Raw genomic sequence first — 26,114 nt, 5'->3', positions numbered from 1 at the left:
GCGGCTCGCGGCCTTGTGAGCCGATAGCGCTTGCCTGACGCAGCGTTTTACGGGATTTTTATGTCATGCGTCGTTCCGGATTTTTCCGCCTGCTTACGCCCCCCGTTTTCATGGCACTGGTCCTGATCGGACTGGTGCTGGTTGGCACGCCCGCCAGGGCGCTCAGCGGCAGTGATCTGGTCCAGGCCAGTCTGATCGCCGAGCCGAAGCTGTTGCGCGGCGGCGAACCTTTCTGGGTCGGTGTGCGCCTGCGCATGGCCGAGCACTGGCATACCTACTGGCGCAATCCGGGCGACAGCGGCCTTGCGACCGAGATCGCCTGGACCCTGCCCGAGGGCTTCACGGCCGGGCCGATTGTCTGGCCGGTGCCGCAACAGATTCCCATCGCCCATCTGGTCAACTACGGTTACGAGGGCGAGGTCACGCTGCTCACGCAGATCACCCCGCCCAAGACGCTGCCGGCAGACGTCACATTGAAGGCCGATGTGAACTGGCTGGTCTGCCAGAAGGAATGCATTCCCGGCGAAGCCAGCCTGTCGCTGGCGCTGCCGGATGGGGGCGGCGGCAACGCGGCGCTGTTTGAGGCGGCGCGTGCGCAGCTTGCACAGCCATCGCCGTGGGCGGCACGGATCGAAACCTCTGCCGAAGGGTATGTCCTGCGCGTTGCAGTCCCTGGCCTTAAGCCCGACCGGATTCGCAGCGCCGCTTTTCTGCCCGACAGCGAAACCCTGATCGAACATGCAGCACCGCAGACGCTGGCCATCGATAGCGCGGGGCTGTCGCTGCGGCTGAAGCGCAGCACCTATGCGGCTGCGACATTGCCCGACAGGACCGGCGGCCTGCTGGTGCTGACCGAAGACACCGGCGGCACACAGCAGCGTCAGGCGTTCGAACTCACCGAGATTACAGCCGGTGGTGCCGCCCCGATGGCGATGGACTGGGCTGCCATCACGCAGGCGGCGTTGCTGGCGCTGCTCGGCGGCATTGTGCTCAACCTGATGCCCTGCGTCTTTCCGGTGCTGTCGATCAAGATTCTGGCGCTGGTCGGTCATGCCGGTGAGGGCAGGGTGCGTCTGCGCCGCCACGGCTATGCCTATACGCTCGGCGTGCTGGCCAGCTTCGCGTTGCTGGCCGGACTGCTGCTGGGCCTGCGCAGCGCTGGTGCGCAGATCGGCTGGGGTTTCCAGCTGCAGATGCCGGTGGTGGTGGCGCTGCTCGCCTATCTGCTGTTTGTCATGGGCCTCAGTCTGTCAGGCGTGTTCCATATCGGCGGGCGTTTCGCCGGCATCGGCAACAGCCTGGCGCAGCGTGGCGGCTATCAGGGTTCGTTCTTCACCGGGGTGTTGGCCGCTGTGGTCGCCACGCCCTGCACAGCACCCTTCATGGGCGCCGCCATCGGTTTTGCCCTGACCCAGCCGTCTGCGGTGGGACTGTCGATTTTCCTGGCGCTCGGTTTCGGCCTGGCGCTGCCCTTCCTGCTGCTGACGCTGATCCCGCAACTGGCCGACCGCATGCCGCGTCCCGGCCTGTGGATGGAACGCGTGAAGCAGGCGCTGGCATTCCCCCTTTATGCGACTGTGGCCTGGCTGATCTGGGTGCTGAGCCAGCAGGTCGGCCAGACCGGCCTGCTCGCAGCCTTGCTCGGTCTTGTGCTGCTGGCCGCTGCCGCCTGGCTCTACAGCCTGAATGGCCGCATTGCCTCGGGTGCGGCCATTGCCACCATCCTGGCCACCGTGATTGCCCTGGTCGGCGTGGCGCGCGATCCGGCGCTGGCTGGTGCGCAGCCGGCAGAGAAAGGTGGCAGCCAGACCGCCGAAGCCTTCAGCCGGCCGAAACTGGATGCGCTGCTGGCACAGAAGAAACCGGTCTTCGTCAACATGACGGCGGCCTGGTGCATCACCTGCATGGTCAACGAGCGCACGGCGCTCAGCAGCGACAGCGTGCAGGATGCCTTCCGTGCGAAGGGCATCACGTATCTCAAGGGCGACTGGACCAACCAGGATCCCGAGATCACCAAAATCCTGGAGCAGAACGGCCGCAGCGGCGTGCCGCTCTACCTGCTCTATGCCAACGGCCAGACCGTCGTGCTGCCGCAGATTCTCACCCCGGCCATCGTGCTGGATCACCTGAGCCTGCTGGATCGCGTCGGTTCGCGCGACCAGTCTTTGCAAACCGCGTCTCTTCCCAACCAGACAAGGAGTGCTCGTCCATGACCACCCCCCGCATGACTGTTGCTCGACGTACCCTGCTTTCCGCCGGCCTGGTCGGGGCCGCATCTCTCGCCTTCGCCCTGCCGCAGCTCAGCCTGGCCTCCGGCGTGCAGGTTGGCCAGCCGGCTCCGGCCTTCAGCGCCAAGGATACAAACGGCAAGACGGTGTCGCTCGCAGACCTGAAGGGCAAGACCGTGGTGCTGGAGTGGTCCAACCACGAATGCCCCTTCGTGAAGAAGCACTACAGCAGTGCCAACATGCAGGGCCTGCAGAAGAAGTGGACGGCGCAGAATGTCGTCTGGCTCACCATCGTTTCCTCGCCGGCCGGTGAACAGGGCTATGTGGATGCGGCGCAGGCCAACAAGCTGACGGCTGATCGCGGCGCGTCGCCCTCGGCTGTGTTGCTCGATCCGAAGAGTCAGATCGCCCGCGCCTATGGTGCGCAGGTGACGCCGCATATGTATGTGATCTCGGCTGATGGCAAGCTGGCCTATGCCGGCGGCATCGACGACAAGCCGTCGGCCCGCGTGGATGACCTCAAGGGTGCGAACAACTTTGTCGATGCGGCGCTGACCAATATCGCGCAGGGCAAGGCGGTGGCCACCACCACCTCGCGACCCTACGGCTGCACGGTGAAGTACGACACCACGTCGTAACCGGCAGGGTGGTTCACGAGAAAGGGCGCCGCAGGGCGCCCTTTTTTTATTCTGCCGCCTGCGGCAACGATCTGAGGCTCGCCTCGAAATCAGCCAGGGTGTTGTTCAGGCTGTTGCCGTCGGGATCAGCCAAAGCAGCGGTGCGCGCCTGCACGACGGCATCGGCGGCCTGCGCCAGCGGGATGCGGCCCTCCAGTGCCGGAGCAATCACACAGTCGCGGATCTTTTCGAAATTGCCGGCGCCGCGCTTGAAAGTATCGCCATAGCCCTTGATGAGCCGCGCGCAGTCGACGATCTCGCGCGCCAGCGCCATATCCTTTGCAGCAGCACGGCCAATCAGGTCGAGCCAGTTTTCGATACGCTGCTGTTCCTCATGGTAGCGGAAGCTGCGCGGACGCCAGCGGCGCAGGCCGGCCAGCAGGCGGAAGCGCAGATAGCCGCCCAGCCGGTTCGACTGCACGGTCATGCCGAAATGCACGGTCTCGATCCAGCCGCGGCGGATGCTGAGGGCGATGATCCATTTCGCCAGTGCCGGCGGCAGCAGCGAAGCGATTTCCTCGATGCCGGGCTTGACGAAATCGGCCACCGCATAGGGCTGGCCGATTTTGACGCGGGTTTCGCGCTCAATGGCAGCAAAGCGTTCCGGTTTCACTTTAAGCTGGGCGACGCGGATCACATCCTCGAAGCTCATGCGCAGCGCCAGATGGCGCGCCGTCTCGGCGGTGAGCTGGGCATCGCCGGCTTTGGCGATGCTGTCCAGACGGTCGAGATAGAGGCCGGCATAGGCCTCGCCCTGATAATCGATCAGGCGTTTCACACCCTCGGTGGCGAAGCGGCGTGCAGCATCAGGCAATTGACCGATGCGGTCAGCCAGGGCGCCGGCAGAGGCCACCTGCGGCAACGCGGCGGCGCGGGCCTGCCGTTCGGCCAGTTCGCCCTGGCCATGAGAGAGACCGAAGCGGAATCCGGAGAGGTTGCTCTCCACCGCCTTGCCTTCGGCGCGGATACCCTCTTCGAAGGCGAAAGCCGGGATCGGCAGCGCACCGGAACCGGCGAGCGCGCCAAGCAGCACGGCATTCAGGATCGAGCCGGCGTCTTTTGCCGCCTGGTCCATATCGAACAGGATGGTCTGCTGCGAGAAATCTCTGGCGGCGCGCAGCAGCTTGCCGGTGTCGTAACGGCCATCGCCCATGGCGCTTTTCTCGGCGACGGCAAAGACGCGGTGCGTGGAGGCGATCAGCAACGTGCGGTCGGGCGAGACATAGCCATTGGCAATGGCGCGGCCGGCCTCGACAAACTCGCTGGCGATCATCACGTCCACCTGGCCCGGCATCGGGTTCAGGCACATGACCGGGCGCTGGTCGGTCTGTTCTGGCCAGAGTTCGATGTAATAAGTGGTGGCGCCGGTGCGCTGGGCGACGCCCGGAATGGAGGTGGCCTGCACCGGATAGCCCAATTTCTCGGCCGTGTCGGTGATCCAGCCGGTCAGGACGCCGCCGCCTTCGCCGCCCATGGCGGCAATCAGGATGCAGATGGGACGGGTGGGGGAGGTCATGGCTATTCCCCCGCCGCGATCTGCGGTGCTGAAGTCGGCTTGCCGCCGAGCCAGCCGATCACGCTGCGATGCAGGCGGTCGCTGAGGCGGTCCCACCAGCCGGGATTATGGATGATCTCGGTCTTGTAGAAGGAAGGGCAGAGCACGGCGGCATGGGCGACCTCACCGCAATGGCCGCAGCCGACGCAGCTGCTGATGACGCTTGCCACCGGATCGGTGCGTAACGGATCGGGATTGGGCTTGATGGTGAGCGACGGGCAGCCACTGAGCCGGATGCAGGAATGGTCGCCGGTACAGACGCTGTCGTCGATGCCGAAGCGGGTGCGTACCACGCGCTCGCCGGACTTCAACGCCTTTGCCTCGTCGCTGCGCAGGCGGCGCTGACGCGCCAGTTGGCATTCGCCCTCGGCGATAATCACCTTCAGGCCTTTGCCGGCGGTGGTCAGCGCATCCTTCAGATTGGCCGTCATGTCCTTCAGGCCATAGGAGCGCAGGCGCTTCACCCATTTGACGCCGAGGGCCTTGAGTGTGCTTTCGATATCCGAACCGCTGGCCAGGCCGTCGAGACGGTTGCCGGCGGAGGAGGGGATATACTGCACGCCGGTGGCCGATGTGTAGCCGTTCTGCATGATGACCAGCACGCCATCGCCACGATTGAACATTGCAGACGCGACACCGGACAGCACGCCGTTATGCCAGAATCCGCCATCGCCCATGATGGCGAGCGAGCGCGTGTTCATCATCGGGCCGACGCCGGCCGCCGAGGCCAGCGACATGCCATAGCCGAGGATCGAATGGCCAAGGCTGAAGGGTGCAAAGGTGGCGAGCGCATGACAGCCGATATCGGCGGCGACATGCACCTTGCCGATCTGGCGCTCGACCAGCTTGATCGCGGTGAAGACCGGACGTTCGGGGCAGCCGGTGCAGAAGGTGGGAGGGCGCAGCGGCAGGTTCGGGCCGATCAGGGCCTGGGCGGTCTTGCGATTATCCAGTGCCGCCTCAAACCGGGTTTCCGGCGTGGCAACATCGACAGCGGGTTGCTCGGCCTTGATGAAGGCGAGCAGGCCACGGGTCAGCACCTCAATGGTGTATTCGCCGGCTGCCGGCAGCATGTTCTTGCCATGCACGCGTGTGTTGATGTCGGCCCGGCGCAGGACTGTGTGCAGCGTCTGCTCGATATATTCGGGCGAACCTTCCTCGATCATCAGAACGGCGCGCTTGCCGGTACAGAACTGGGTCAGCTGCTCGGGGACCAACGGATAGGTGACGTTGAGCACCATGGTTGGTACACGGCTGTTGCCGAAGGCATCGGCCAGGCCAAGATTCATCAGCGCACGGTTGAGGCCATTATACAGGCCGCCCTGCACGACGATGCCGATCTCGGACAGATCGCCCGGCATCACCTCATTCAGGCCGCGCTCCAGGATGAACCTGCGTGCCGCCGGCAGGCGCTGCTCCAGCTTCAGCTTTTCCTGCATGAAGGTGGCGGGGGGATGCGCCAGCTTGTCGTAATTGAAGGTGGACGGTCCCGGCAGGCGGCTGTTGCGCGAGACTTTCGCAGGGACATTGTTCCTGGCCGGGAAACTGCCGGTGACATGGCAGGCGCGAATGCGCAGTTCCAGCATCACCGGGGTATTGGAGATTTCGGAAAGCTCGAAGGCATCCTGCACGCTTTTGGTGATGGTCGGCAGATCGGGCCGCGGATCGAGCAGCCACATGGAGGACTTCATCGCATAGGCGTGGCTGCGCTCCTGGATCACACTGGCGCCTTCGCCGTAATCCTCGCCGATGACGATCAGCGCACCGCCGGTGACGCCGGCCGAGGCGAGGTTGCTCAAGGCATCGGAGGCGACATTGGTGCCGACGATGGATTTCCAGGTGACACAGCCGCGGGCGGGGTAATGTATGGAGGCGCCGAGCAGGGCGGCCGCCGAGGCTTCATTGGTGCAGGTTTCCAGATGGATGCCGAGATCGTCGAGGATGTCCTGGGCCTGCACCAGCACGTCGACCAGATGCGACACCGGCGCACCCTGGTAGCCGCCGACATAGGACACGCCGGACTGCAGCAAAGCCTTGGTGACGGCGAGAATGCCTTCGCCCCGGAAGGTGTCGCCATCGCCCAGACGTAAGGATTCAATCTCCTTGGCAAAAGAGCGTTCCATCGTTGTCCTCCCACTTGGGCGAAATCTGCACCGCAGCATTCCGGTCGTCAAGGAATTAGTTTGGCGTCCAACAAAATCGGGTGGACAGCATCGGGGCCGGACTGCTAGGTTTTTTATGCAGATGAAAAAGGGACAGCTCCGTCAATGAGAGCTGCCTGCAAGCGGAGGAAACAAACAATGGCGTTAAAACAGCATTTCTATGCCTGTGCGGTCGCAGCACTCGGGCTGATCGCGGCATTGCCGGTTGCGACCCCGGCCGCCGCGCAGGACAAGGCGGTCACGCTGCGTCTGGGGCACTGGCTGCCGCCGGCGCATCCCTTGCATCCGTCCTTCAAGACCTGGGGCGACTCTCTGGAGAAAGCGACCAACGGCACGGTGAAGACGCAGATTTTCCCGGCCCAGCAGCTTGGCCAGGCGAAAGACCATTACGACATGGCGCGCGATGGCGTCGCTGACCTGACCTATGTCAATCCGGGCTACACGCCGGGTCGTTTCCCGGTGATCGCCGGCAGCGAACTGCCATTCCTGTTTTCCAATGGCAAGAGCGGTTCGGCCGCCATCGACACCTGGTATCGCAAATATGCCGAGAAGGAGATGGGCGATGTGAAGGTCTGCATGACTTTCGTGCATGACCCGGGCACCTTCCACAGCAAGATCAAGATTGCCGGCCCCGACGATGTGAAGGGCCACAAGATCCGTCCCGGCAATGCCACGGTGGCGCGTCTGGTCACACTGGCCGGCGGCACCAATGTGCAGGTGACGGCGCCGGAATCGCGCGATGCACTGGAGCGCGGGCTGGCCGATGCCATCACCTTCCCGTGGGACAGCATGTTCATCTTCGGCATCGACAAGGCGGTGAAATACCATCTCGACGCGCCGCTCTATATCAGCAACTTTGTGCTGGTGATGAACAAGGCAACCTATGGCAAGTTCTCGGCCGGTCAGAAGAAGGCGTTCGATGACCATTGCACGTCGGAATGGTCGGAAAAGCTGAATAGCCCCTGGTCGGACGCGGAAGCGGCCGGTAAGGCCAAGATGCTGGCGCTGCCGGGTCATGAAGGCGTGAAGCTGAGCGATGCCGACAAGGCCGCCTGGGGCAAGATCAGCGACGAGATGACCAAGGCCTGGTATGAAGATACCAAGAAGGTCGGTATCAACGGCGAGCAGGCGCTCGGCGAACTGAAGGCCGAACTGAAGAAGCGCAACGCAGCCGCGTTCTGAGCCGACACGAGTATCCGGCCGCGGCAGATCGGGCCGCGGCCGGTTTTTTTGACGGGGTGGGGGGTGCCGGAATGTCCCGATTTATTGACAGGGTCGAGCTGATCGCCGGCCTGCTGCTCGGCGCCATTGCCGTTCTGACCTTTGTGGCCGTCATGGTCCGCTGGCTGTTCAATTACAGCATCCCCGATACCTTCGACTTCTCCCGCCTGCTGCTGGGCACGGCCATGTTCTGGGGCATTGCCATTGCCGGCTTTCATAACCGCCATATCCAGGTCGACGGTTTCTGGGAAATGGCGCCAGCCTGGGGCAAACGCCTGATCGACATTTTTGCCACCTTCATCACGCTGATCTTCATGGTCCTGTTCGCCTGGATGTTGAACAGCAAGGTGATGAGCGTCTATGCCAGCAACGAGCAGACCTTCGATCTGCGCATGCCGGTCTGGCCCTTCCATGCGATAGCGGCCCTCGGCATTGCATTGGCCACCATCCTTCTGGCTTTGCGTCTGTTCCGGCTGCTGGTTGGATCGCCGTCGACCGGCGGCAGGGGAGTCTGATCGTGGAGCAGGACGTCATTGCCGTTGCCGGCTTCGTGATTCTTTTTGTGCTGATGGTGCTGCGGGTGCCGGTCGGCATTGCCATGGCTATTGTCGGCATTGGGGGTTTCGGCACGCTGGCAGCGGTCTATCCGGCACTGAACCTGCTGGCGCAATCGCCGATCCGGGTTGCCACCGATTACGATCTGGCGGTCATCCCGATGTTTATCCTGATGGGCTGTTTCGCCACGGCGGCCGGCATGAGCCGGGAACTCTTCCGAGCCAGCGAGGCCTGGCTCGGCCATCGTCGCGGCGGTCTGGCCATGGCCACGGTTGCGGCCTGCGCCGGCTTTGCCGCCATCAACGGCTCTTCGGTCGCCACGGCGGCCACGATGACCAATGTGGCGCTGCCGGAAATGCGGCGCAGCGGTTACCACCCCGGTTTTTCCACCGGGGTGATCGCCGCCGGCGGCACGCTCGGGATCATGATTCCGCCGTCGGTCATCTTTGCCCTGTACGGCATCCTCACCGAGCAGGATATCAGCAAGCTGTTCATTTCCGGCATCCTGCCCGGTCTGCTGGCGGTGGTGCTCTATATCATCACGATCCAGGTGATGGGCTGGTGGCGACCGGACTGGCTGCCGCGCGGTCCGAAATTCAGCTGGCGCGAGAAATTCGAATCGCTCCGCGATATCTGGGCGACCGTGCTGCTGTTCGCCGGCATCGTCGGTGGCATGTATGGCGGCGTTTTCACAGCCACGGAGGCGGCCGGCTGCGGTGCCTGCGGTGCGCTGATCATCGGTATCCTGCGCCGCCGGCTCGGCTGGATTCAGATCAAGGAAAGCCTGATCGACGCGGTGCGCACCGGCGGCTCGATCTTCACCATCGTGGTCGGCGCTTTCCTGTTCGGTTACTTCCTGGTCATCACCCAGACGCCGCAGAAGGTGAGCGATTTCCTCACCGGCCTGCCGATCGGTCCCTATGGCGTGCTAACTCTGATCCTGATCATGTATCTGATCCTCGGCGCCCTGATGGATGAACTGGCCATCATCCTGGTCACGGTGCCGATCATCTATCCGGTGATGATGCAGCTGGGTTTCGATCCGATCTGGTTTGGCGTCATCATTGTGATGGTCACCACCCTGGGCATGGTCATGCCTCCGGTCGGCATCAATGTGTTCGTCATCAACTCCATCGCCCGCGACATTCCACTCTGGCAGATTTATAAAGGCGTCATGCCGTTTGTTGTCGTCGATCTGATTCGCTTGGTCCTGCTGGTCCTGTTCCCCGCCATCGCGCTCTATCTCCCCAGTCAGATGAACTGATGGCGCGCAAGGTCTTGTCATCGGCTGACGCGGAAAGCAGTGTCGCAAAGCGCGAGACGACGGTGCGCAGGCTGGATCGTGGCCCGCTGACCGGCCTCTATGGCTATAACCTTCGCATCGCCCAGGTCGCGGTCTTCGAAAATTTCATCGATGTGGTCGGCGCGGCACTGGCCGGGCGCATGGGCGGGCTGACGCCCGGGCGCTTCAGTCTGCTGGTGCTGCTGCGCGCCAATCCCGGCATCAACCAGACCGAATTGAGCCGCGGGGTGGGCGTCGACAAGTCCACGCTGACACCGGCGCTCGATCAGCTGGAACGCAAGGGCCTGGTCCTGCGGCATCGCACCGCCAACGACCGCCGCACCTATGCCCTGTCGCTCAGCCCGGCCGGCGAGGCCCTGCTGAACGACCTGATGGTGAAGGTGATGCAGCATGAAAAGAACATCGTCGCCATGCTGTCGCCGGCCGAGCGCAGCACGCTCAATCGTCTGCTGAAAAAAATGGCCAAAGGACTGGGCAGCGAAGCGGTTGATTGATCCGGTCCGGATTTGATTGGTAATCCGCTGATTTCCGCTCCTGACCCGCTGTGGCGCATATTTGCCGGTGGTATGGCGCGGCGGTGTCACTCAACTTTTCCGTTCTGAGATCGGCTGTACAAGCCCAGAACAAATCGTTACCGATCCAATTGACAACATCCTGAATTATATGCCGAATAGTACAGGATATCGGATTGGCGTCCTGCGGCCGGTATCGAACGCATTTCAAGTCGGGCTGCGGACAACCGTCGCAGTAGAATGGCCTTGGTCGTCGCATAATCTCACGTCTGTTCCGCCTTGCCGGGGTTCAGAAATTGCCTGGGTGCTCGTGATCGTGCGCTTTCGGCATCCGACACGACAACCGGAAAGGCCGGATCAGAACGGAATGCGGTTCAGGAGTCATCTGTGCAAAGGCGAGTGTCTGGGATGCCTGCACGGCAGCGATGGAGCAGGGGCGACGCATGAGTGAGCAGAAAGCGGTAACGATCATCATGATCGAGGATGACGACGGGCATGCGCGCCTGATCGAGAAGAACATCCGCCGCGCCGGCGTCAGCAACGAGATCGTGCATTTTGCTTCTGGCGGACCGGCCCTGGAGTATCTTGTCAGCGTCGGTGACGGCGATACCGGGAGCCATGGCGGTGCCTATCTGGTCCTGCTCGACCTCAATCTGCCCGATATGTCGGGCGTCGATATTCTCAAGCAGGTCAAGGACCATCAGGGCCTGCGGCGCATGCCGGTCGTGGTGCTGACGACGACCGATGACAAACAGGAAATTCAACGCTGCTACGATTTGGGTTGCAATGTTTATGTGACCAAGCCGGTAAACTATGAGAACTTTGCCCAGGCGATACGCCAACTGGGCATGTTCTTCATGGTGATGCAGGTGCCCGAGACTGCGTGACATGACAACCGCTCGACTCAACCTCCTCTACATAGACGACGATGCCGGTCTGTGCCGCCTGGTGCAGAAGGAGTTCGAGCGTAATGGCTATGTTGTGCAGACGGTTTCGAGTGGCCTCGAAGGCCTTGAGCGGATTCGCTCGGCGCCCGATATCGATGTCGTGGCGCTGGATCACCACATGCCTGAACAAGGCGGCCTGGAAACGCTGGCTGCAATCGCTGCATTGCCCGATCCGCCGCCGGTGGTTTATGTCACCGGCGAATCCGAGGGGCGGGTGGCTGTTGCAGCCCTGAAGGCGGGTGCTGCCGATTATGTGATCAAGGATGCCGGCCCGGAATTCCTGCTGCTGCTGCGCGCTGCCATCACCTCTGCCATCGAGGTGCGGCAGCAAAAGCGCCTGCGCGCCAAGGCCGAAGCCGAATTGCGGGAATCGCGCGATCGTTTCGAGGCCCTGGCCAACGAGCGTGCTGTGCTGATCCATGAGGTCAATCATCGCGTTTCCAACAGCCTGCAATTGATTGCCAGCCTGTTGCAGGTGCAGTCGGCGGCACAGAGCGACACACGCTCGGCGCAGATTCTTCTGGATGCCTATAAGCGGGTCGCCGCTGTTGCCCGTGTTCACAAGCGTCTCTATCGCACCGCCGATGTGCGATATGTCGATCTGGCCGACTATCTCTGCAGTCTGGTGGAAGATCTGCGCCAGTCCGCCGATCAGGGCGGCAGTGCGCTGCAATTCCTGGCCAGCCAGACCAGGATCGGCACCGATTTCGCCATTCCGGTCGGTCTGATCGTCACCGAGCTGGTCATCAATGCCCTGAAGCACGCCTATCCCGGCGCTGGCGGCGCAATCCGGGTCAAGGCCGAGCGCAATGACGACCTGATTACGGTCCAGGTCCAGGATGACGGTATCGGCGTCAGCGAAAACGACTGGCGCAAGGCGCGTGGCATCGGCAGCAAGATCGTGCTGGCCATGGTGGAGAAGATTGGCGGTGGCCTGACCATTGAATCGGGGCCGACCGGCACATCGATCACGGTCACGTTCACGGCCATAGACCCGGCTCCCGAAACTGCGGTGACAGCCGAAACCGAAACTTCGGTTCTGGTCATCGCGGACAGCCTTGGCCGTCCGGTGGACGACGCAGTCGATATCGGCCAGCCGCGGCTGCTGCTGGTCGAAGATGACCCGCTGATGCGCATGGTGGTGGCCGGCAATCTGGAAGCCGTGGGCTTTGTTGTCGAAGAGGCCGGGTCAGCTGAAGAGGCGCGTCAGCTCTGGAAGGTCGGCCGTTTTGCGGCGGCCATCATCGATGTGGGACTGCCCGATATCCGGGGTGATCAGGTGGCGAGCGAATTCCGCCTGGCCGATCCCCATTTCCCGGTCATCCTGGCGACCGGATATGACGAAAAGTCGATTGCCGCCGGCTTTCTGGGCAGCCGGTTCAGTCGTGCGTTGGCCAAGCCGTATGACGACATTGCAATGCTGGCAATGCTGGAAGCCCTGGGTGTCCGGGCCGCGCCGCCGGCCGCCACACCGCGTCTGGAGCAGCAGCAGCCCCGGCTGAACTGAATACCCAGTACCGCAGGAAATGCCGGTCGATGCCGGCCCGCGCGATCACCCCCGGAAGACAACGGTGCGATGACCGTTGAGGAAAATGCGGTGTTCGACGTGATATTTCACCGCCCGCGCCAGCACCAGGCTTTCGATATCACGGCCGACAGCCGCCAGCTGGTCCGGCGTATAGCCATGCTCGACGCGCCCGACCTCCTGCTCGATGATCGGACCTTCATCGAGATGCTCGGTCACGTAATGTGCCGTCGCGCCGATCAGCTTCACGCCGCGGGCATGCGCCTGATGATAGGGTTTGGCGCCTTTGAAGCTGGGCAGGAACGAATGATGGATGTTGATGATGCGGCCACTGAACTCCCGGCATAGTTCCGGTGACAGAACCTGCATGTAACGCGCCAGCACGATCAGATCGATGCGTTCCTGCTCGATCAGCTCGCGCAGCATCTTTTCCTGGCGCGCCTTGCTGCTCGGTGTAACCGGCCAGTGGTGATAGGCGATGTCATGATTGGCGGCGCGCTGGTACCAGTCGCGATGGTTGGAGACGATCGCCGGAATTTCCACCGGCAGGGCATCGATGGAATAGCGATACAGCAGGTCGTTCAGGCAATGACCGAATTTCGAGACCAGGATCAGCACCCGCGATTTGGCCTGGTCGTCGTGCAAGTCCCAGGTCATGTCAAATGGCGCCGCGACCGGCGCGAAGGCGGCGCGAGTCTGGTCGAGCGGCCGCCCGCCATCCAGATCCTCGAAACTGACGCGCATGAAGAACAGGCCGGTCTCGCTGTCGCCGAACTGGGCTGAATCGCGGATGTTGAAACGCTGTCCGGCCAGGAAACCGGAGACAGCAGCAACAATGCCAGGACGGTCTTGGCAGGACAGTTTGAGGATCAGGCTCATGACACGGAACAGTTTGAGAGGCGGGAGGTTCGAGCGGGTGACTTTAACGTTGCAGTCCGCTGTGATGCAACTGCAGGGTTAACAAAGTGTAAGCGACATTCGCAGGCGGGGCAAAAATCGGCTCGCATCCCTGTCGCTGCCCCTTTAAGCTGCGCCCAACGCGAATGGATTCGCCGCCAGAGCAGGCTGACAACAATGATTATCCGCGGTCCGGATTTCCTTCGACAGATGGCCAACAAGCTGTTTGACGCCTTGGTGCAGGGCGCCGAGGCACAGGCCCAGAAAGCGCCGTTCAGTATCGAGACCCTGCGGCAGCTGGTCGATGCGATGAAGACGGCGCCCGATTACGATCACTTTTACCGGGCGTCCTACGACGGCCTGATGAAAGTGATCGAAGAGGATCAGCATCGCGGCGCCCGCGTCAATGCCTTCGGCCGTCTGCTGGTACACCCGCTTGACCCGGTCTTCTCCGAAGAACGGCTGGATCGTCGCCTGATCGGCAACTTCTTCTTCTTCGTGCGCTCGTTGTTCGGCGACGAAGTCGAAGCGATGGCCGATGAGGCCGCAGCTATTGCCGAGGAGCAGCGCGCAGCATCCGGTGGCTCGCTGGACTGGGCGGCTTTCTACGCCGATCCGCGGGCCAAGGGGCTTTATTTCAAGGTGGTCGGTCGTGTGATCCGGGCTTTCCGTGTGTTCGACACGCGGCGCGACTGGGTGATGAAAGTGATGCAGCACGATCCCACGGCGGTCGGGCTGTCGTCGAATGTTTATATCGAGCGGCCCTTCGAAGGGCAGGCCCTGCCTTTCGGCGACCGCGAATTCTTCCTGTTCTTCGACGGCCTGGTGCGCCCGCTGGTCAGCCTCAGCGCGGCGGATGCAGAGATGTACCGCAGTGTGACCGGCGACGATGCTGCACGGGTCGCAGGTTCGTTCCTTGGGGAGCTGGAGCAGTACCGGCCGGCGGCCTGACGCCGCCGCAGGCTTGCATCAATTGGTGTTGGCCGGCTCGCGATGGTCGAGTTTGGCGGCAAACTGCTCGAACAATTCCGACACGCAGCGCGCCACGGTCCGCTGGTGATTGTCGTTCAACTGGTCGGCGGCGCGCATGCACATGTCGGCGAACTTGCGGGCCAGGATCACGGCGTCGCGATTGCTCTCCTGGCGGATGTCGTCGAACATCGTGACGATGAAGTCGCGAGTCTGGTTGCTTTCATAATTCGTCACCGGGCGATCGCCCATCAGCGAATCCAGCATCGCGTTGAAGGTCTGCGAGGTGTCGATGGCGATGCTGGCGAGGATCTTCTCGATCCGCTCGTTATCCTTGGCGGTCACCGGCTTTTTGGACGGCGTGCTGCTCGGCGCATGGCCTGCGCGGATTTCCGTCACCTGGTTCTCGGTCTGGTTGGGGCGCGAGCCGGAGCGGTTCCACATGATGCAATACCCTGCTTAAAATTGACTGCTGTTGTGTGACTGAACGCCGCTGGGCGGCGTCAGTTCACCACTTCACGAGAAGCGCGGATCATATTGTCGATATGCCAGCCCTGGAACAGGCGGATACCGGCAGCGAGACCAGCCTTGAGCGCCTCTTCGGTCTCGCAGCGGGCCATGATAACGCGGTTGGCGTCGGCTTCGGAAATCTTGCTGGCCAGATCCTTGTCGATCCAGTCTTCATGGCGGTCCTTGAAATAGAACAGCTTGATGAAGTCGGCCTTCAGTTCCTTGCGTCCGAACAGCTGCAGCAGATCGGGCGTGATGCCGTCGATCAGCATGCGATAGCCGGAATTATGCAGGAATTCCGCGGCCAGCAGGTATTCGTTGTAATCCCAGAACACATCGTAGCGCTGCAGCTCGATGATGATCTGTTCTTTCTTGATGATGTTGCCGATGCGGCTGTCAAAATCGCGGAAGGTATCGCTCAGGATCGTGCTGACATTCATGTTGAGACTGAACGGCCCGCTGTTGCGGGTTACGTAGCCATCCAGCAGGGCGCGGAACACACGGGTGTCCAGCGTGCGCGTCAGGTGGTGGAACAGCGAGCGGGCACCGCGCAGGTTGACGTTCGGCGCGATGGCCTGGCGCAGTTCGTTCACGCCGACGAAGATTTCCTGGAAGATCGGCTTCGGCGGCTGGTTGCCGAAGCACAGGGCGATCGGCTGCCGCTTCATGAAGGTCGAGACATCGGCCTTTTTCAGGATGTCGTCGATCTGCTGCAATGCACCCGGCGTCAGCGGCATGCCGTCGCCGGTCGCGGCGGCGGTGCCGGCTTTGGCCAGCAGACGCTTGCGCCGTTCGGAGAAGACACGGAACCGCTGCTGGATGTTATCCATCAGCTCCTGCAGGTCTTCGAACTGGCTGTCGAAGCGATACCACTTGACCGCATTCTCGGCTTCTTCGGGCGTCAGGCCGATGGCAACGTTGTTGCGCGTGAGAATGTCGTCGATTTCCAACACCAGCTTTTCGAAAGTCTGGTCGAAGAAACGCTCGGACAGGCGCACAAACAACACGATTGAATAGTCGTGCAGCGTGTAGAAGCTGCCTTCGTATTTCGACATGAGCGAGCGGATGGAGTGCACAACGATGTTGTAGCTCTCGCGGTTGCGCTCAAACGTCTTCGGGTTGACGAATTGGATGACGGAGGCCAGGCGCCCACCGAAAATCTTGCCGCGAACCAGGCGGTCAAAATCGGTGAACATCTTCTCGTCGTCGGACGAGCCCTGGTTCTGAAGTGCTTCACTCATTAAACGGTCGCTTTCTCCGGTAACGGTCGTGGAGAGGGCGGCAACCAGCCAATATAGCTATGCTATTGCCCCCCGCAGCATGCCCACTATGGCAAATTCCCGGTTACGGAAAAAGCCGCACAAGATAGTTAATGCCACTGCTGTGAATAATATTCGCTTAATGCCAATGACTTGCGGTTAAGAGTTGGTAACCCCGCGGGCGGCCAGCGCATCGGGGGTGTCGTAATCCAAAAGGATACCGGGGTCATCCACCGGCACCTCACAAATCCACTCCGCATGCGGCAGGAACAGGCTGCGGGCACCGGTATCGCCTTCCAGCCGCAGCAGATCAGGGAGAAATTGCACGCTCCAGAGGGTTGGGTTGCCGCGCTTGCCGCTCAGGGTGGGCAGGCAGATGGCCCGGCCTTCCACCGGATTAAAAGCGCTGATCAGGGCTTCCAGGGTCGCAGTGTGGACATCGGGCATGTCGCCCAGGCAGACCAGCACGCCATCCAGGCCTGCCGGCAGGGCATTCAGACCCGCGCGCAGCGACGCGGCCAGCCCTTCCGAATAGGCCGGGTTGTGGATTGTCTGGACTGCCGTACCGGCAGCCTCGCGCACCGCTTCGGCCTGGTGGCCGGTCACCAGCAGAACGGGATTGGCGGAAGACGCCGTCACGGCATCAACGACATGGCGCAGCACCGGCTTGCCATCCAGGTCTGCCAGCAGCTTGTGGCCACTGCCGAACCGGCGCGACAGGCCGGCTGCCAGGATCAGGGCGGCGATTTTGGGGCGCCGCGGGGCCGGGATCGCCATCTGGCCGGCATCGGCCTGGGCCCGGGGCATCGGGCGGCTGGGGATTTCCTTCAGCAGGCCGCCGGCGCCCATGCGCATGATGTCGCGGCGGTCGATGGTCAGTCCGGCGCACAGGCGCTGCAAAACCCAGTCGAAGCCATTGAGTTTGGGCGAACGGGCACAGCCCGGCACGCCGACCACCGGGACGGCTCCAAGACTGCCGAGCATCAGCAGGTTGCCGGGATCAACGGGCATCCCGAAATGCAGCACGGTACCCCCGGCGCGCACCAGACCGGCCGGGACCACGTCCAGCCGGTCGACCGTGGCCGAAGCGCCGAAAACCAGAATGGGATCGCAGCCCAGGTTTTTCAGTTCGGCGATGGCCCCGGCGATGACAGCCTCGTCATGGGCGACCACCCGTCGATCGCCGATATGGCTGCCGAGCTGGGCCAGCCGCTGCGACACCGCCTGTTCGGTTTTGGTCAGGACACTGTCCTTGGTGTTGCCGACACGGGTCATGACAAGGCCGAAATTGCGCGGCTGGAACGATGCCACCTGCACCAACGGCCCCTGGTCACGCAACAAGGCCTCGCCGGCGGCGATCACCGCTTTCGGGGCGGCAAAGGGAATGATCTTCACGGTCGCCAGCATTTGCCCGGCTTCCACCGGTTCGTAATCGGCAACGGTGGCAACGGTCAGGGCTTCGTCCAGCTCGTTCAGGCCGTGCAAGGCGGCGATATCGATGCGGGCGAGGCCGGCGCTTTCGGCATAGAGATTGGCGCGCCCGGTAAAGGCGGCAGCCGTGCGGGCCTGCGGACCGGCCAGTGCTGTGGCGATGCGGCGGGCGGCCTCATCTTCGGGCATGTCGCCATCATCAAGGCGGGCGACATAGATGCTGTTATGCCCGGCCAGTTCCAGCGCGGCGATGTCGGCTTCGCTCAGGATGCGGCCTTTGCGGAAGCGGTCGCTGCCTGCGCTCAGGGAGTGGCCGAGAATGCCGCCGATTGCCTCTCGCACCGGCACGGGACCGAAAAACATCTCAGGCGGCCGCGGCGCTGGCGGGTTGGGTCGGCTGACGTAGTGCTGCCGTCATCTGGGCCAGGATGGAGATGGCAATCTCGGCTGGTGACTTGGCGCCGATGCTCAGGCCGACCGGGCCATGGATGCGGGCAAAATCCTCGGGCCCGAATCCTGCCGCTGTCAGGCGTTCGATGCGCGAGGCATGGGTCTTTTTGCTGCCCAGTGCGCCGATGTAGAACACGTCGGATTTCAGCGCCGAGATCAGCGCCGGATCATCGATCTTGGGGTCATGCGTCAGCGTCACCACGGCGGTGCGCAAATCGGGCTTCAGCTGGGCCATGGCTTCGTCGGGCCAGTCGTTCGACAGCGTAACGCCTGGGAAACGCTCGACGGAACCAAAAGCGCTGCGCGGGTCGATCACGGTGACGGCATAACCGGTGAACTGGGCCATCGGAACCAGGGCCTGGGCGATATGCACGGCGCCCACCAGAACCAGGCGCAGCGGCGGATTGAATACATTGAGGAAGAGGGGGCCCTGCTCGGTATCGATGGTGCGCGGCTTATCCTCCAGCAAGGCCGCGCGCGCGGCTTCGCCGATGCGGGGGTCCAGATCTTTCAGCCCCTTCTTGCCGACGAGGTAGAGCAGGCGCTGCTCGCCGGTTTTCAGGAAGGTCGCCAGCACCACCGGGCGCTGTTCGGCGCGATCGGCCTGCAGCTGTTCGAGGATTTCGCGTTTCATGTATCCAGCCGTTCGACATAGACCTGGATCTTGCCGCCGCAGGCGAGGCCGACTTCCCAGGCCTGTGCATCGGAGACACCGAAATCGAGCAGGCGCGGCTTGCCGTCGCCAATCGCATCCAGAGCCTCGGTGACCACGGCACCCTCGATGCAGCCGCCGGAAACCGAACCGATGAACTGGCCCGCGTCGTCCACTGCCAGTTGGCTGCCGACCGGACGCGGGGCGGAGCCCCAGGTGGTGACCACAGTGGCCAGTGCAACGCCTTTGCCCGCCTGTTTCCAGTCCAGCGCGGTGGCGAGGATGTCTTCAGAAAGATCGGTGCTCATGCCGCCATCCTTCCCAGATTCTGTTTGAGCCGGTTGCCCTCCTGGCTGGCGTGGCTCAGCGCGGCGGCGAGGTCGGCAATGGAACTAAGATTGTGAACCGGACGGAAATCGTCAACCTGGGGCAGGAGTGCCCGGATACCGGCGGCTTTCGGCTCGAAACCCTCCCAGCGCAGCAGGGGATTGAGCCAGATCAGCCGGCGGCAGGATTTGTGCAGTCGCTCGATCTCCCGGGCCAATCCAGCGCCACCGTCACGATCCAGACCGTCGGTCAGCAGCAGCACAACCGCGCCCTGGCCCAGCACGCGGCGCGACCATAGCCGGTTGAACTCTGCGAGCGTTGCGCCGATGCGGGTGCCGCCCGACCAGTCGGGCACCTTTTCGCTCACGGCAGCCAGAGCCTTGTCGACATCACGCTGGCGCAGCAGGCGGCTGATATTGGTCAGCCGGGTGCCAAACAGGAAGCTGTGCACGCGGGTACGATCGTTGCTCAACGCATGCATGAAATGCAGGAACATGCGGCTGTACTGGCTCATCGAACCGGAGATGTCGCACAGCACGACCAGCGGCGGCGGTCGTTCACCAGGGCTTTTGCGTTTCAGCGGGATGATGGCGCCGCCGGTGCGCAGGGACGCCTGCAGGCTGGCGCGCAGATCGATGCGATGGCCGCGGATATCGGGTTTCTGGCGTCGGGTTTTCGCCGGCCGAAACGGCCATTCGATATGCCGCAAGGCAGCTTTGGCCGTCTCCAGCTCTTCGGCCGACATTTCGGCGAAGTCCTTCTGCTGCAGCAATTCATCAGCCGAGAAGGTCAGGGTGGCGTCGATCTCTACTTCTTTCGGCTCCTGCGGCGTCCGGCCTGCGCCGCGTCCCGGCAGCAGAGCCTGCCGCAGACGCTGCGAAACATGATTTTTCTTCGGCTCGGCCGTCCCCTCCGCCTGTGGCAGCAAAAGACTCATCATGCGTTCGAGGATTTTCGGATCGCGCCAGAAGATATGGAATGCCTGGTCGAACAGCTCGCGCTGGTCGCGGCGGTTCACCAGCACGGCGAACAGCGTCCAGTAAAGGTCGTCGCGTCGCCGAATGCCGGCCGTTTCCACCGCGCGCACGGCATCGATGGATTTTCCAGGGCCGAGCGGCAGGCCTGAGGCCCGCAGCAGGCGCACGAAATGCACGATATTGTCGGCAAAGGCGCCGCCGTCATGACGCTCACCCGAAGTCGGATCGGACAGCAGGGTCATGTCAGAGGTCCCGTTTCATATCAGACACCCAGCGCCGCCATATCCTGCTGCACCTGGCGCAGGATATTTGCGGCTTCGCTGCCCTTCATCTTTGCGATGTCATCCTGATATTTCAGCAGCACGCCCAGCGTGTTGTCGATCGTGTCGGGATCGAGGCTGACCTTGTCGAGAAAAGCGAGGGCGCGGGTCCAGTCGATGGTTTCGGCCACGCCCGGCAGCTTGAACAATTCTGTGTTGCGCAGATGTTGCACGAAACCAACGATTTCGCGGCTCAGGCGCTGTGGTGCGCCCGGCACTTTGCGCTTGAGGATGGCCAGTTCACGTTCGGCGTCGGGATAATCGACCCAGTAATACAGGCAGCGTCGCTTCAGGGCGTCGTGGATTTCGCGGGTACGGTTGGACGTGATGATCACGATCGGCGGTTCGACGGCTTTTACGGCGCCGATTTCGGGGATGGTGATCTGGAAGTCCGACAGCACTTCCAGCAGATAGGCCTCGAAGGGCTCGTCGGTGCGGTCGAGTTCGTCGATCAGCAGCACCGGCGCGCCGGCGGGGTCTGGCTTTAGGGCTTGCAGCAGCGGGCGCTCGATCAGGAAATCGGGGCTGAACAGGTCGCGCCCCAGCTTGTCCTTGTCACCGGAGCCCGCCGCTTCGGCCAGCCGGATTTCCAGCATCTGCCGCGGGTAGTTCCACTCATAGACGGCAGAGGAGAGGTCCAGGCCCTCGTAACACTGCAACCGCACCAGCCGGCGACCAAGCGTGGCGGCCAGCACCTTGGCGATCTCGGTCTTGCCGACACCGGCCTCGCCCTCGAGGAACAGGGGCCGCCCCATCTTGAGGGCGAGAAACAGGGTCGTGGCCAGCGAACGGTCGGCGACATAGTCGCCCTGGTTCAGCAGGGTTTCGGTGGCATCAATGGAATCAGGCAATGCGGACATGACGACAATCTAGGGCAAGGGAGACGGAAATCATGCCCGGTTCGGCAGGCTGTCACAAGACGGGGGCGGGCCGCGTCTGGGCTGTATAACCCTGGAGGACGTCGTGAATACACCATCAGGCCAGCCTGCTGGCCAGCCCCATCCCAACCGCCTGATGCTGCAGCGCCACCTGGCTGCAGAGAATGCCCATGACATGGCCGGCACCCTGGCCACCGTGCATGAGGACTGCGTATTCCGCGATCTGGCGGCCGGTCAGGTTTTTCGGGGTCGCCGTGGCGCCGAACGCCATTACCGGCAGTGGTGGCAGGCCTTTGGCAATGTCGTCGAGCGCTCGCCCTTCGGTGGCGCACACTGGATCGACGATGAAAGCTATGTGGCCGAGCCGCAATATACCGGCCGGCATGTCGGGCCGTTTCTGGGCCTGGCGCCGACCGGACGGTCTTTCGTGTTGCCCTTCACGGTCTTCGTGAAGTTCCGGGACGGTCTGTTCGTGGAAGAGCGCTTTTATTACGACCTGGCCACGCTGCTGCGGCAACCGGGACAGGACTGTGTTGATCCGGCCATGCTGGTGCACGCCCGGAACTGGGCCGAGGGTGACTGAGGCCTAACGTGAGAGGAAGGTATAGCCCCGTTCGATGACGCGCTTGGTTGCCTCAAAAGCATGGACCAGTTCGTCATTGGCCTCGCGGGCCGCCTTCAGGCTTGCGATATCCTCGGCGGTCGGGTTGGCCTTGGCCGCGAGCTCCAGGGCGATCTTCAGGTAGCGGGCGCGGGCCTCGGCCACCCGGACGGCAAAGGCCATGAAGGAGTCGCGGGTCAGTTCCGGCACGGTTTTCTTCAGTACTTCGCGGTTGGCGCTGAAGATCGCCATCTCGATTTCCTCAAGGAATTTTTGCAGCTTGCGCTGCGACTCCCGGTCCAGCATGTCCTTGCTGACCAGGTGGTCGACCTTCTCGGTCTTGCTGTAGCCCAGAATGCGCATGGCCACCTCCCGTGGAGAATCGTGTCTCGCCTCAAGATAGTGGTCCGGGGGCGGGGAAAGAAGCGCGATTAACCGGTGGAACCGGTCTCAGCACTGGCAGATTGTCTAGGAAAGTGATGGAGGTCCGGGCCGGAATTGAACCGGCGTACGCGGATTTGCAGTCCGCTGCGTCACCACTCCGCCACCGGACCTCGCGCGCGCGGCCTCTTACTAAGGGTTTCGCCCCGGCGGGGTCAAGGCTTTACCGGCCGGCGGGGCAGGTTGCACAGCTTGTGACGGCGGTTACCGCAGATGGGCGCGGGATCGGCTAACCCACAATAGAACCGTTGTTTTTACGGCATCGCAGCATTATAACGGCGCCTGACTTTCTCTCCAGTTCCAGCCTCGGATATTGCTCCCATGGCATCAGTCGAACTCTTTGCCGAAGCCCGCCGCCAGATGGTGCTGACCCAGCTCCGTCCGAACAAGGTGATCGACGAGCAGTTGATCGCTGCCATGGCCGGACTGCCGCGGGAGGATTTCGTGCCGGCGGCCTATCGGGGCGTTGCCTACATGGATGAAGATGTGGCGGTTGCGGCCGGCCGCGCCCTGCTGGAGCCGATGGTTCTGGCCCGCCTGCTGCAGGAAGCTGAAATCCAGCCGACGGACAAGGCGCTGGTGGTGGGAGCCGCCACCGGATACGACCTCGCGGTGCTCGCGCGTCTGACAGCTTCGGTCGCTGGTGTGGAAGCCGATGCGGCGCTCGCTGCGCAGGCCAGGCAAAACCTGCAGGCGCAGGGCATTGCCAATGCCTCGGTTACCGAAGGCAGCCTCAAGGATGGTCTTGCGGGGTCAACCCCCTTCGATGTGATTCTGATTGCCGGCGCCGTGCCGGAAATTCCTGCCGCATTGCTGCAGCAGCTGGCCGACGGCGGCCGGCTGATCGGTGTGGTGCGTAAGGCCGGCGCACCGATCGGCCATGCCGTCATGATCAAGCGCGCCGGCGAGCTGTTCCCGCAGCGTGTGCTGTTCGATGCCGGCACTCCCGCGCTGCCGGGCTTCGAGCGTCAGGCCGGTTTCGTGTTCTGATGGCCGACGCCCCGCTGGAAATCGATGTGGCCGAACTGGCCGGCTGGCGCAAAGCTGGCCGCGATGTGACGGTACTCGATGTCCGCGAGGACTGGGAGATCGCCACGGTGGCGCTGCCGGATGCCCTGCATATCCCGATGCGCCAGGTGCCCCAGCGGGTTACCGAATTACCACATGACAAGCCGCTGGTGGTGATGTGCCATCACGGTGGGCGCAGCCGCCAGGTGACGGGCTGGCTGCGGCAGAACGGCTTTCCGCAGGCGACCAATCTGGCCGGCGGCATCCATGCCTGGGCAGAGGAGATTCAGCCCGGTATGGCGACTTACTGAATTTCGAGTGCGTTGGTCATAAAAAATGAAGAGTTCGGGGAACACGATCGGGGCGCGCTGGTGTGGGAACAATGGATAAAATAAAGGACGGATGCGCGTCATGAACTTCAAGAAAATCCTGCTGGCGACTGCAATCGCCGTAAGCGGCCTGACGATGGCGCAGACCGCCAGTGCGCAGTCGCTGAACGAAGCGCTTAGCGCGGCCTACAATAACAACCCGACGCTGCTGGCGGCCCGTGCGGCCCTGCGGGCGACCGATGAAGGCGTGCCGCAGGCGCTTTCGGGCTGGCGCCCGACGGTCAGTGTTTCGAGCGAATATGGTCGCCAGAAGCAGGAATATGAGCCGCCGTCGGCAAGCAATCCCAACCAGATTCTCACTCCGAATACGAAATCGCTGACCGTGTCGCAGCCGCTGTATCGTGGCGGGCGCACCGAAGCCTCGACGGACTCGGCCGAAGCGCTGGTGCTTGCCGGTCGCCAGGATCTTGCCGCCACCGAGCGTCGCGTGCTGCAGGATGCCGTGACCGCCTACATGGATGTCGTCCAGAACCAGGCGGTGCTGGATCTGAACCGGAACAACGAAGAAGTGCTGCGCCGCCAGCTGGAAGCGGTGCGCGAGCGTTTTCGCGTCGGTGAGATCACGCGCACGGACGTGGCGCAGTCTGAATCTCGTCAGGCTCGTGCGACAGCCGACCGTATTTCGGCTGAAGGCGCCCTGGTGTCTTCGCGCGCTGTCCTGGCCCGCGTGATCGGCGAGATGCCGCGCACGCTGGTCCAGCCGCCGCCGCTGCCGCAGCTGCCGGTCAGCGAGGAAGAGGCGTTGTCGATTTCCTATGACGAAAATCCCGATCTGCTGGGGGCGCGCTTCCGTGAAGTCGCGGCCAAGAACGACGTGCGGGCGGTGTCCGGCGCGCTGCTGCCGACGATATCCCTGAACGGGACCCTGACCGATGCGAGCGAGACGACCCGTCGGAATCTGGGTACGGAGTCGGCGAAGATTGCGGTGCAGCTGACCATGCCGCTGTATGAAGGCGGTTCGGTCTACAGCCAGACCCGTCAGCGCAAGCAGATCCATAACCAGCGCCGCATCCAGGTCGAGGAGCAGCGTCGCAGCGTGCGCCAGTCGGTGGTGCAGGCCTGGGAAAACCTCGGTACGGCGCGCTCCAACATCACGGCCCGCCGGGCCCAGGTCGATGCGTCGCGCATCGCGCTGGAAGGCGTGCAGCAGGAAGCCGAAGTCGGTTCGCGCACCACCCTCGACGTGTTGGACGCCGAGCAGGAATATCTTGATGCCCGCGTGGCCGAGGTGCGCTCCCGCCGCGACGAATACGTGGCGGGCTACGTGCTGATCTCGGCCGTGGGCCGTCTCGGAGCCCGCCAGCTCAGCCTGCCGGTCGAATATTACGATCCGGAGAACAACTACAAACGGGTGCGCGACAAGTGGTTCGGCACCGATGGCGGCCTGAACGGCGAAGATTGATGTTTGCGGCCCGGTTCGTGGTTAAAAAAACTGCGAATCGGGCAAAAAACTTAACCGGGGCGGGAATTTGGGGAAATATCCCTTAACCCAGGTTAACAGTTCGGTTATCTTTCCGGCGCATACCATTGAGCCGACTGATTCGGCCCGGGCCGCCTCAGTATTGGCCTGCGTGCGTGACAGAAAGATTGTATCGGGCACCGGATGAGCGACCCCAAAGCAGGCCAAAATGAACCGACAATGGAGGAAATCCTTGCCTCCATCCGCCGGATCATTTCCGAGGACGGGGCCGACCAGGCTGCCGCGCCTGCCGCCGAGCCTGCACCGCCGCCGGCCCCCGAACCCGAGCCCGAGCCGCCGGCATTCGAACCTGAACCGATGATGGCGGAGCCGGAACCCGAGCCGGAGCCCGAACCGCCCGCCTACGAACCGGAACCCGAGCCGGAACCCGAGCCGCCCGCCTACCAACCGGAGCCAGAGCCGGAACCGGCTTTCGAGGCGCCGCCGATGCCGCCGCCGCGGCGTGCCCCGCCGCCGCCGCCGCCGCGCATGCAGGCGCCGCGCGACGACATTTTTGAACTGACCGATGTGGTCCGCGACGAGGTTGAGGGGCTGGTGTCGCAGCCGACCGCCACGCGCGCTGCCGCCCATCTGGGGCAGCTGTCCAGCGCCGTGGCCGGGTCGCGTGCCATGGCCATGGGCAACAGCCAGCGCACCCTTGAGGAACTGGTCAAGGAACTGCTGCGCCCCATGCTGAAGGAATGGCTGGATGCCCATCTGGCCACCATCGTGCAGCGTATCGTCGAGCGCGAGGTCGCCCGCCTGACCATCCAGGCGGAAGAAGAGCAGGACCACCTCTAAAACCGGGCCTTTTGGCGCTGACGACCGGGCCTGCCGGGGCTGGACGCGCGCGGCCGGATC

The 26,114-nt window shown here is 63.1% G+C and carries 25 protein-coding genes and 1 tRNA gene; 14 read left to right on the top strand and 12 right to left on the bottom strand.

All coding sequences use genetic code 11. The features are described from left to right. Positions 1–65: 65 nt before the first annotated feature. Together AC1ROT_RS21730 and AC1ROT_RS21725 are read left to right on the top strand one after the other, a co-directional pair. Positions 66–2,213 (top strand): protein-disulfide reductase DsbD family protein, encoded by a 2,148-nt coding sequence (locus tag AC1ROT_RS21730; RefSeq protein ID WP_493001604.1) that lies wholly within the window; start codon positions 66–68, stop codon positions 2,211–2,213. Further along, positions 2,210–2,866 (top strand): thioredoxin family protein, encoded by a 657-nt coding sequence (locus tag AC1ROT_RS21725; protein ID WP_493001602.1) that lies wholly within the window; start codon positions 2,210–2,212, stop codon positions 2,864–2,866. The genes AC1ROT_RS21730 and AC1ROT_RS21725 overlap by 4 nt, the downstream gene beginning before the upstream one ends. 46 nt (positions 2,867–2,912) lie before the next feature. Here AC1ROT_RS21725 and AC1ROT_RS21720 read toward each other — a convergent pair whose 3' ends face one another. After that, positions 2,913–4,421 carry an indolepyruvate oxidoreductase subunit beta family protein gene (locus tag AC1ROT_RS21720; RefSeq protein WP_493001601.1) on the bottom strand — a complete coding sequence of 503 codons (1,509 nt, stop codon included), beginning with the start codon at positions 4,419–4,421 and terminating at the stop codon, positions 2,913–2,915. 2 nt (positions 4,422–4,423) lie between these two features. Beyond that, positions 4,424–6,583 (bottom strand): thiamine pyrophosphate-dependent enzyme, encoded by a 2,160-nt coding sequence (locus tag AC1ROT_RS21715; protein WP_493001599.1) that lies wholly within the window; start codon positions 6,581–6,583, stop codon positions 4,424–4,426. A 177-nt stretch (positions 6,584–6,760) separates the two neighbouring features. Between AC1ROT_RS21715 and AC1ROT_RS21710 the strand changes: the two genes are divergently transcribed. The 6 genes from AC1ROT_RS21710 to AC1ROT_RS21685 all read left to right on the top strand — a co-directional run bounded on the left by AC1ROT_RS21710 (position 6,761) and on the right by AC1ROT_RS21685 (position 12,667). Beyond that, positions 6,761–7,804, top strand: coding sequence for a TRAP transporter substrate-binding protein (locus AC1ROT_RS21710; RefSeq protein ID WP_493001597.1), 1,044 nt, complete (start codon positions 6,761–6,763; stop codon positions 7,802–7,804). Between the two features lie 71 nt (positions 7,805–7,875). Next, a complete protein-coding gene (locus AC1ROT_RS21705; protein WP_493001595.1) occupies positions 7,876–8,358 on the top strand; it encodes a TRAP transporter small permease in 483 nt (160 codons plus the stop codon). Between the two features lie 2 nt (positions 8,359–8,360). After that, positions 8,361–9,662 carry a TRAP transporter large permease gene (locus AC1ROT_RS21700; RefSeq protein WP_493001593.1) on the top strand — a complete coding sequence of 434 codons (1,302 nt, stop codon included), beginning with the start codon at positions 8,361–8,363 and terminating at the stop codon, positions 9,660–9,662. Then, positions 9,662–10,195, top strand: coding sequence for a MarR family winged helix-turn-helix transcriptional regulator (locus AC1ROT_RS21695; protein WP_493001591.1), 534 nt, complete (start codon positions 9,662–9,664; stop codon positions 10,193–10,195). The genes AC1ROT_RS21700 and AC1ROT_RS21695 overlap by 1 nt, the downstream gene beginning before the upstream one ends. Before the next feature lie 461 nt (positions 10,196–10,656). After that, on the top strand, positions 10,657–11,100 hold the full coding sequence (locus tag AC1ROT_RS21690) for a response regulator (RefSeq protein ID WP_493001589.1): 444 nt from the start codon (positions 10,657–10,659) through the stop codon (positions 11,098–11,100). Position 11,101: 1 nt separating this feature from the next. Next, positions 11,102–12,667 (top strand): response regulator, encoded by a 1,566-nt coding sequence (locus AC1ROT_RS21685; RefSeq protein WP_492973174.1) that lies wholly within the window; start codon positions 11,102–11,104, stop codon positions 12,665–12,667. A gap of 45 nt (positions 12,668–12,712) precedes the next feature. On the opposite strand, the gene purU is transcribed toward AC1ROT_RS21685, so the two are convergent. Then, on the bottom strand, positions 12,713–13,564 hold the full coding sequence (purU, locus tag AC1ROT_RS21680) for a formyltetrahydrofolate deformylase (protein ID WP_493001587.1): 852 nt from the start codon (positions 13,562–13,564) through the stop codon (positions 12,713–12,715). A 228-nt stretch (positions 13,565–13,792) separates the two neighbouring features. On the opposite strand from purU, the gene AC1ROT_RS21675 reads away from it, so the two are divergent. After that, positions 13,793–14,533: a hypothetical protein gene (locus tag AC1ROT_RS21675; RefSeq protein WP_493001585.1), complete on the top strand. Its 741-nt coding sequence runs from the start codon at positions 13,793–13,795 to the stop codon at positions 14,531–14,533. 18 nt (positions 14,534–14,551) lie between these two features. Here AC1ROT_RS21675 and AC1ROT_RS21670 read toward each other — a convergent pair whose 3' ends face one another. The 7 genes from AC1ROT_RS21670 to AC1ROT_RS21640 all read right to left on the bottom strand — a co-directional run bounded on the left by AC1ROT_RS21670 (position 14,552) and on the right by AC1ROT_RS21640 (position 21,337). After that, entirely contained in the window at positions 14,552–14,995 is a 444-nt protein-coding gene (locus AC1ROT_RS21670; RefSeq protein WP_492973171.1) for a hypothetical protein, read from the bottom strand. A gap of 59 nt (positions 14,996–15,054) precedes the next feature. Continuing rightward, positions 15,055–16,302: a hypothetical protein gene (locus AC1ROT_RS21665; protein ID WP_492973170.1), complete on the bottom strand. Its 1,248-nt coding sequence runs from the start codon at positions 16,300–16,302 to the stop codon at positions 15,055–15,057. 177 nt (positions 16,303–16,479) lie between these two features. Further along, a complete protein-coding gene (locus tag AC1ROT_RS21660; protein WP_493001583.1) occupies positions 16,480–18,114 on the bottom strand; it encodes an NTP transferase domain-containing protein in 1,635 nt (544 codons plus the stop codon). A 1-nt stretch (position 18,115) separates the two neighbouring features. Continuing rightward, entirely contained in the window at positions 18,116–18,835 is a 720-nt protein-coding gene (locus AC1ROT_RS21655) for an XdhC family protein (protein ID WP_492973168.1), read from the bottom strand. Then, positions 18,832–19,161 (bottom strand): XdhC family protein, encoded by a 330-nt coding sequence (locus AC1ROT_RS21650; RefSeq protein WP_492973167.1) that lies wholly within the window; start codon positions 19,159–19,161, stop codon positions 18,832–18,834. Before AC1ROT_RS21650 ends, AC1ROT_RS21655 begins: the two co-directional genes overlap by 4 nt. Then, the gene (locus AC1ROT_RS21645) at positions 19,158–20,399 is read right to left on the bottom strand and encodes a vWA domain-containing protein (RefSeq protein WP_493001582.1); all 1,242 of its coding nucleotides are present in this window, start codon (positions 20,397–20,399) and stop codon (positions 19,158–19,160) included. Before AC1ROT_RS21645 ends, AC1ROT_RS21650 begins: the two co-directional genes overlap by 4 nt. Before the next feature lie 20 nt (positions 20,400–20,419). Beyond that, complete coding sequence (locus tag AC1ROT_RS21640) at positions 20,420–21,337, bottom strand: AAA family ATPase (RefSeq protein ID WP_492973165.1); 918 nt, start codon at positions 21,335–21,337, stop codon at positions 20,420–20,422. A 103-nt stretch (positions 21,338–21,440) separates the two neighbouring features. Between AC1ROT_RS21640 and AC1ROT_RS21635 the strand changes: the two genes are divergently transcribed. Then, entirely contained in the window at positions 21,441–21,938 is a 498-nt protein-coding gene (locus AC1ROT_RS21635; protein WP_493001581.1) for an ester cyclase, read from the top strand. Between the two features lie 3 nt (positions 21,939–21,941). Here AC1ROT_RS21635 and AC1ROT_RS21630 read toward each other — a convergent pair whose 3' ends face one another. Beyond that, on the bottom strand, positions 21,942–22,319 hold the full coding sequence (locus AC1ROT_RS21630) for a hypothetical protein (protein ID WP_492973163.1): 378 nt from the start codon (positions 22,317–22,319) through the stop codon (positions 21,942–21,944). A 117-nt stretch (positions 22,320–22,436) separates the two neighbouring features. Further along, a tRNA-Cys gene (locus AC1ROT_RS21625) sits at positions 22,437–22,510 on the bottom strand. A 208-nt stretch (positions 22,511–22,718) separates the two neighbouring features. Here AC1ROT_RS21625 and AC1ROT_RS21620 point away from each other — a divergent pair. The 4 genes from AC1ROT_RS21620 to AC1ROT_RS21605 all read left to right on the top strand — a co-directional run bounded on the left by AC1ROT_RS21620 (position 22,719) and on the right by AC1ROT_RS21605 (position 26,054). Continuing rightward, entirely contained in the window at positions 22,719–23,387 is a 669-nt protein-coding gene (locus AC1ROT_RS21620; RefSeq protein WP_493001579.1) for a protein-L-isoaspartate O-methyltransferase family protein, read from the top strand. Continuing rightward, positions 23,387–23,716, top strand: coding sequence for a rhodanese-like domain-containing protein (locus tag AC1ROT_RS21615; RefSeq protein WP_492973161.1), 330 nt, complete (start codon positions 23,387–23,389; stop codon positions 23,714–23,716). Before AC1ROT_RS21620 ends, AC1ROT_RS21615 begins: the two co-directional genes overlap by 1 nt. A gap of 100 nt (positions 23,717–23,816) precedes the next feature. Continuing rightward, positions 23,817–25,196: a TolC family outer membrane protein gene (locus tag AC1ROT_RS21610; RefSeq protein ID WP_492973160.1), complete on the top strand. Its 1,380-nt coding sequence runs from the start codon at positions 23,817–23,819 to the stop codon at positions 25,194–25,196. A gap of 237 nt (positions 25,197–25,433) precedes the next feature. Further along, positions 25,434–26,054, top strand: coding sequence for a DUF2497 domain-containing protein (locus AC1ROT_RS21605; RefSeq protein WP_492973159.1), 621 nt, complete (start codon positions 25,434–25,436; stop codon positions 26,052–26,054). Positions 26,055–26,114: the final 60 nt, after the last annotated feature.

The organism is Ferrovibrio sp. GW821-FHT12E11 (genome assembly GCF_058806975.1).
This window is presented reverse-complemented; position numbering and strand designations above follow the sequence as displayed.

What these genes read in the sequence shown, in the direction of transcription:
- AC1ROT_RS21610 (WP_492973160.1), top strand. Translation starts at nt 23,817, where the DNA reads ATGAACTTCAAGAAAATCCTGCTGGCGACTGCAATCGCCGTAAGCGGC.
- AC1ROT_RS21725 (WP_493001602.1), top strand. Translation starts at nt 2,210, where the DNA reads ATGACCACCCCCCGCATGACTGTTGCTCGACGTACCCTGCTTTCCGCC.
- AC1ROT_RS21660 (WP_493001583.1), bottom strand. Translation starts at nt 18,114, where the DNA reads ATGTTTTTCGGTCCCGTGCCGGTGCGAGAGGCAATCGGCGGCATTCTC.
- AC1ROT_RS21655 (WP_492973168.1), bottom strand. Translation starts at nt 18,835, where the DNA reads ATGAAACGCGAAATCCTCGAACAGCTGCAGGCCGATCGCGCCGAACAG.
- AC1ROT_RS21695 (WP_493001591.1), top strand. Translation starts at nt 9,662, where the DNA reads ATGGCGCGCAAGGTCTTGTCATCGGCTGACGCGGAAAGCAGTGTCGCA.
- AC1ROT_RS21665 (WP_492973170.1), bottom strand. Translation starts at nt 16,302, where the DNA reads ATGAGTGAAGCACTTCAGAACCAGGGCTCGTCCGACGACGAGAAGATG.
- AC1ROT_RS21630 (WP_492973163.1), bottom strand. Translation starts at nt 22,319, where the DNA reads ATGCGCATTCTGGGCTACAGCAAGACCGAGAAGGTCGACCACCTGGTC.
- AC1ROT_RS21685 (WP_492973174.1), top strand. Translation starts at nt 11,102, where the DNA reads ATGACAACCGCTCGACTCAACCTCCTCTACATAGACGACGATGCCGGT.
- AC1ROT_RS21605 (WP_492973159.1), top strand. Translation starts at nt 25,434, where the DNA reads ATGGAGGAAATCCTTGCCTCCATCCGCCGGATCATTTCCGAGGACGGG.
- AC1ROT_RS21675 (WP_493001585.1), top strand. Translation starts at nt 13,793, where the DNA reads ATGGCCAACAAGCTGTTTGACGCCTTGGTGCAGGGCGCCGAGGCACAG.
- AC1ROT_RS21720 (WP_493001601.1), bottom strand. Translation starts at nt 4,421, where the DNA reads ATGACCTCCCCCACCCGTCCCATCTGCATCCTGATTGCCGCCATGGGC.
- AC1ROT_RS21730 (WP_493001604.1), top strand. Translation starts at nt 66, where the DNA reads ATGCGTCGTTCCGGATTTTTCCGCCTGCTTACGCCCCCCGTTTTCATG.
- purU (WP_493001587.1), bottom strand. Translation starts at nt 13,564, where the DNA reads ATGAGCCTGATCCTCAAACTGTCCTGCCAAGACCGTCCTGGCATTGTT.
- AC1ROT_RS21670 (WP_492973171.1), bottom strand. Translation starts at nt 14,995, where the DNA reads ATGTGGAACCGCTCCGGCTCGCGCCCCAACCAGACCGAGAACCAGGTG.
- AC1ROT_RS21710 (WP_493001597.1), top strand. Translation starts at nt 6,761, where the DNA reads ATGGCGTTAAAACAGCATTTCTATGCCTGTGCGGTCGCAGCACTCGGG.
- AC1ROT_RS21620 (WP_493001579.1), top strand. Translation starts at nt 22,719, where the DNA reads ATGGCATCAGTCGAACTCTTTGCCGAAGCCCGCCGCCAGATGGTGCTG.
- AC1ROT_RS21650 (WP_492973167.1), bottom strand. Translation starts at nt 19,161, where the DNA reads ATGAGCACCGATCTTTCTGAAGACATCCTCGCCACCGCGCTGGACTGG.
- AC1ROT_RS21690 (WP_493001589.1), top strand. Translation starts at nt 10,657, where the DNA reads ATGAGTGAGCAGAAAGCGGTAACGATCATCATGATCGAGGATGACGAC.
- AC1ROT_RS21705 (WP_493001595.1), top strand. Translation starts at nt 7,876, where the DNA reads ATGTCCCGATTTATTGACAGGGTCGAGCTGATCGCCGGCCTGCTGCTC.
- AC1ROT_RS21640 (WP_492973165.1), bottom strand. Translation starts at nt 21,337, where the DNA reads ATGTCCGCATTGCCTGATTCCATTGATGCCACCGAAACCCTGCTGAAC.
- AC1ROT_RS21715 (WP_493001599.1), bottom strand. Translation starts at nt 6,583, where the DNA reads ATGGAACGCTCTTTTGCCAAGGAGATTGAATCCTTACGTCTGGGCGAT.
- AC1ROT_RS21645 (WP_493001582.1), bottom strand. Translation starts at nt 20,399, where the DNA reads ATGACCCTGCTGTCCGATCCGACTTCGGGTGAGCGTCATGACGGCGGC.
- AC1ROT_RS21615 (WP_492973161.1), top strand. Translation starts at nt 23,387, where the DNA reads ATGGCCGACGCCCCGCTGGAAATCGATGTGGCCGAACTGGCCGGCTGG.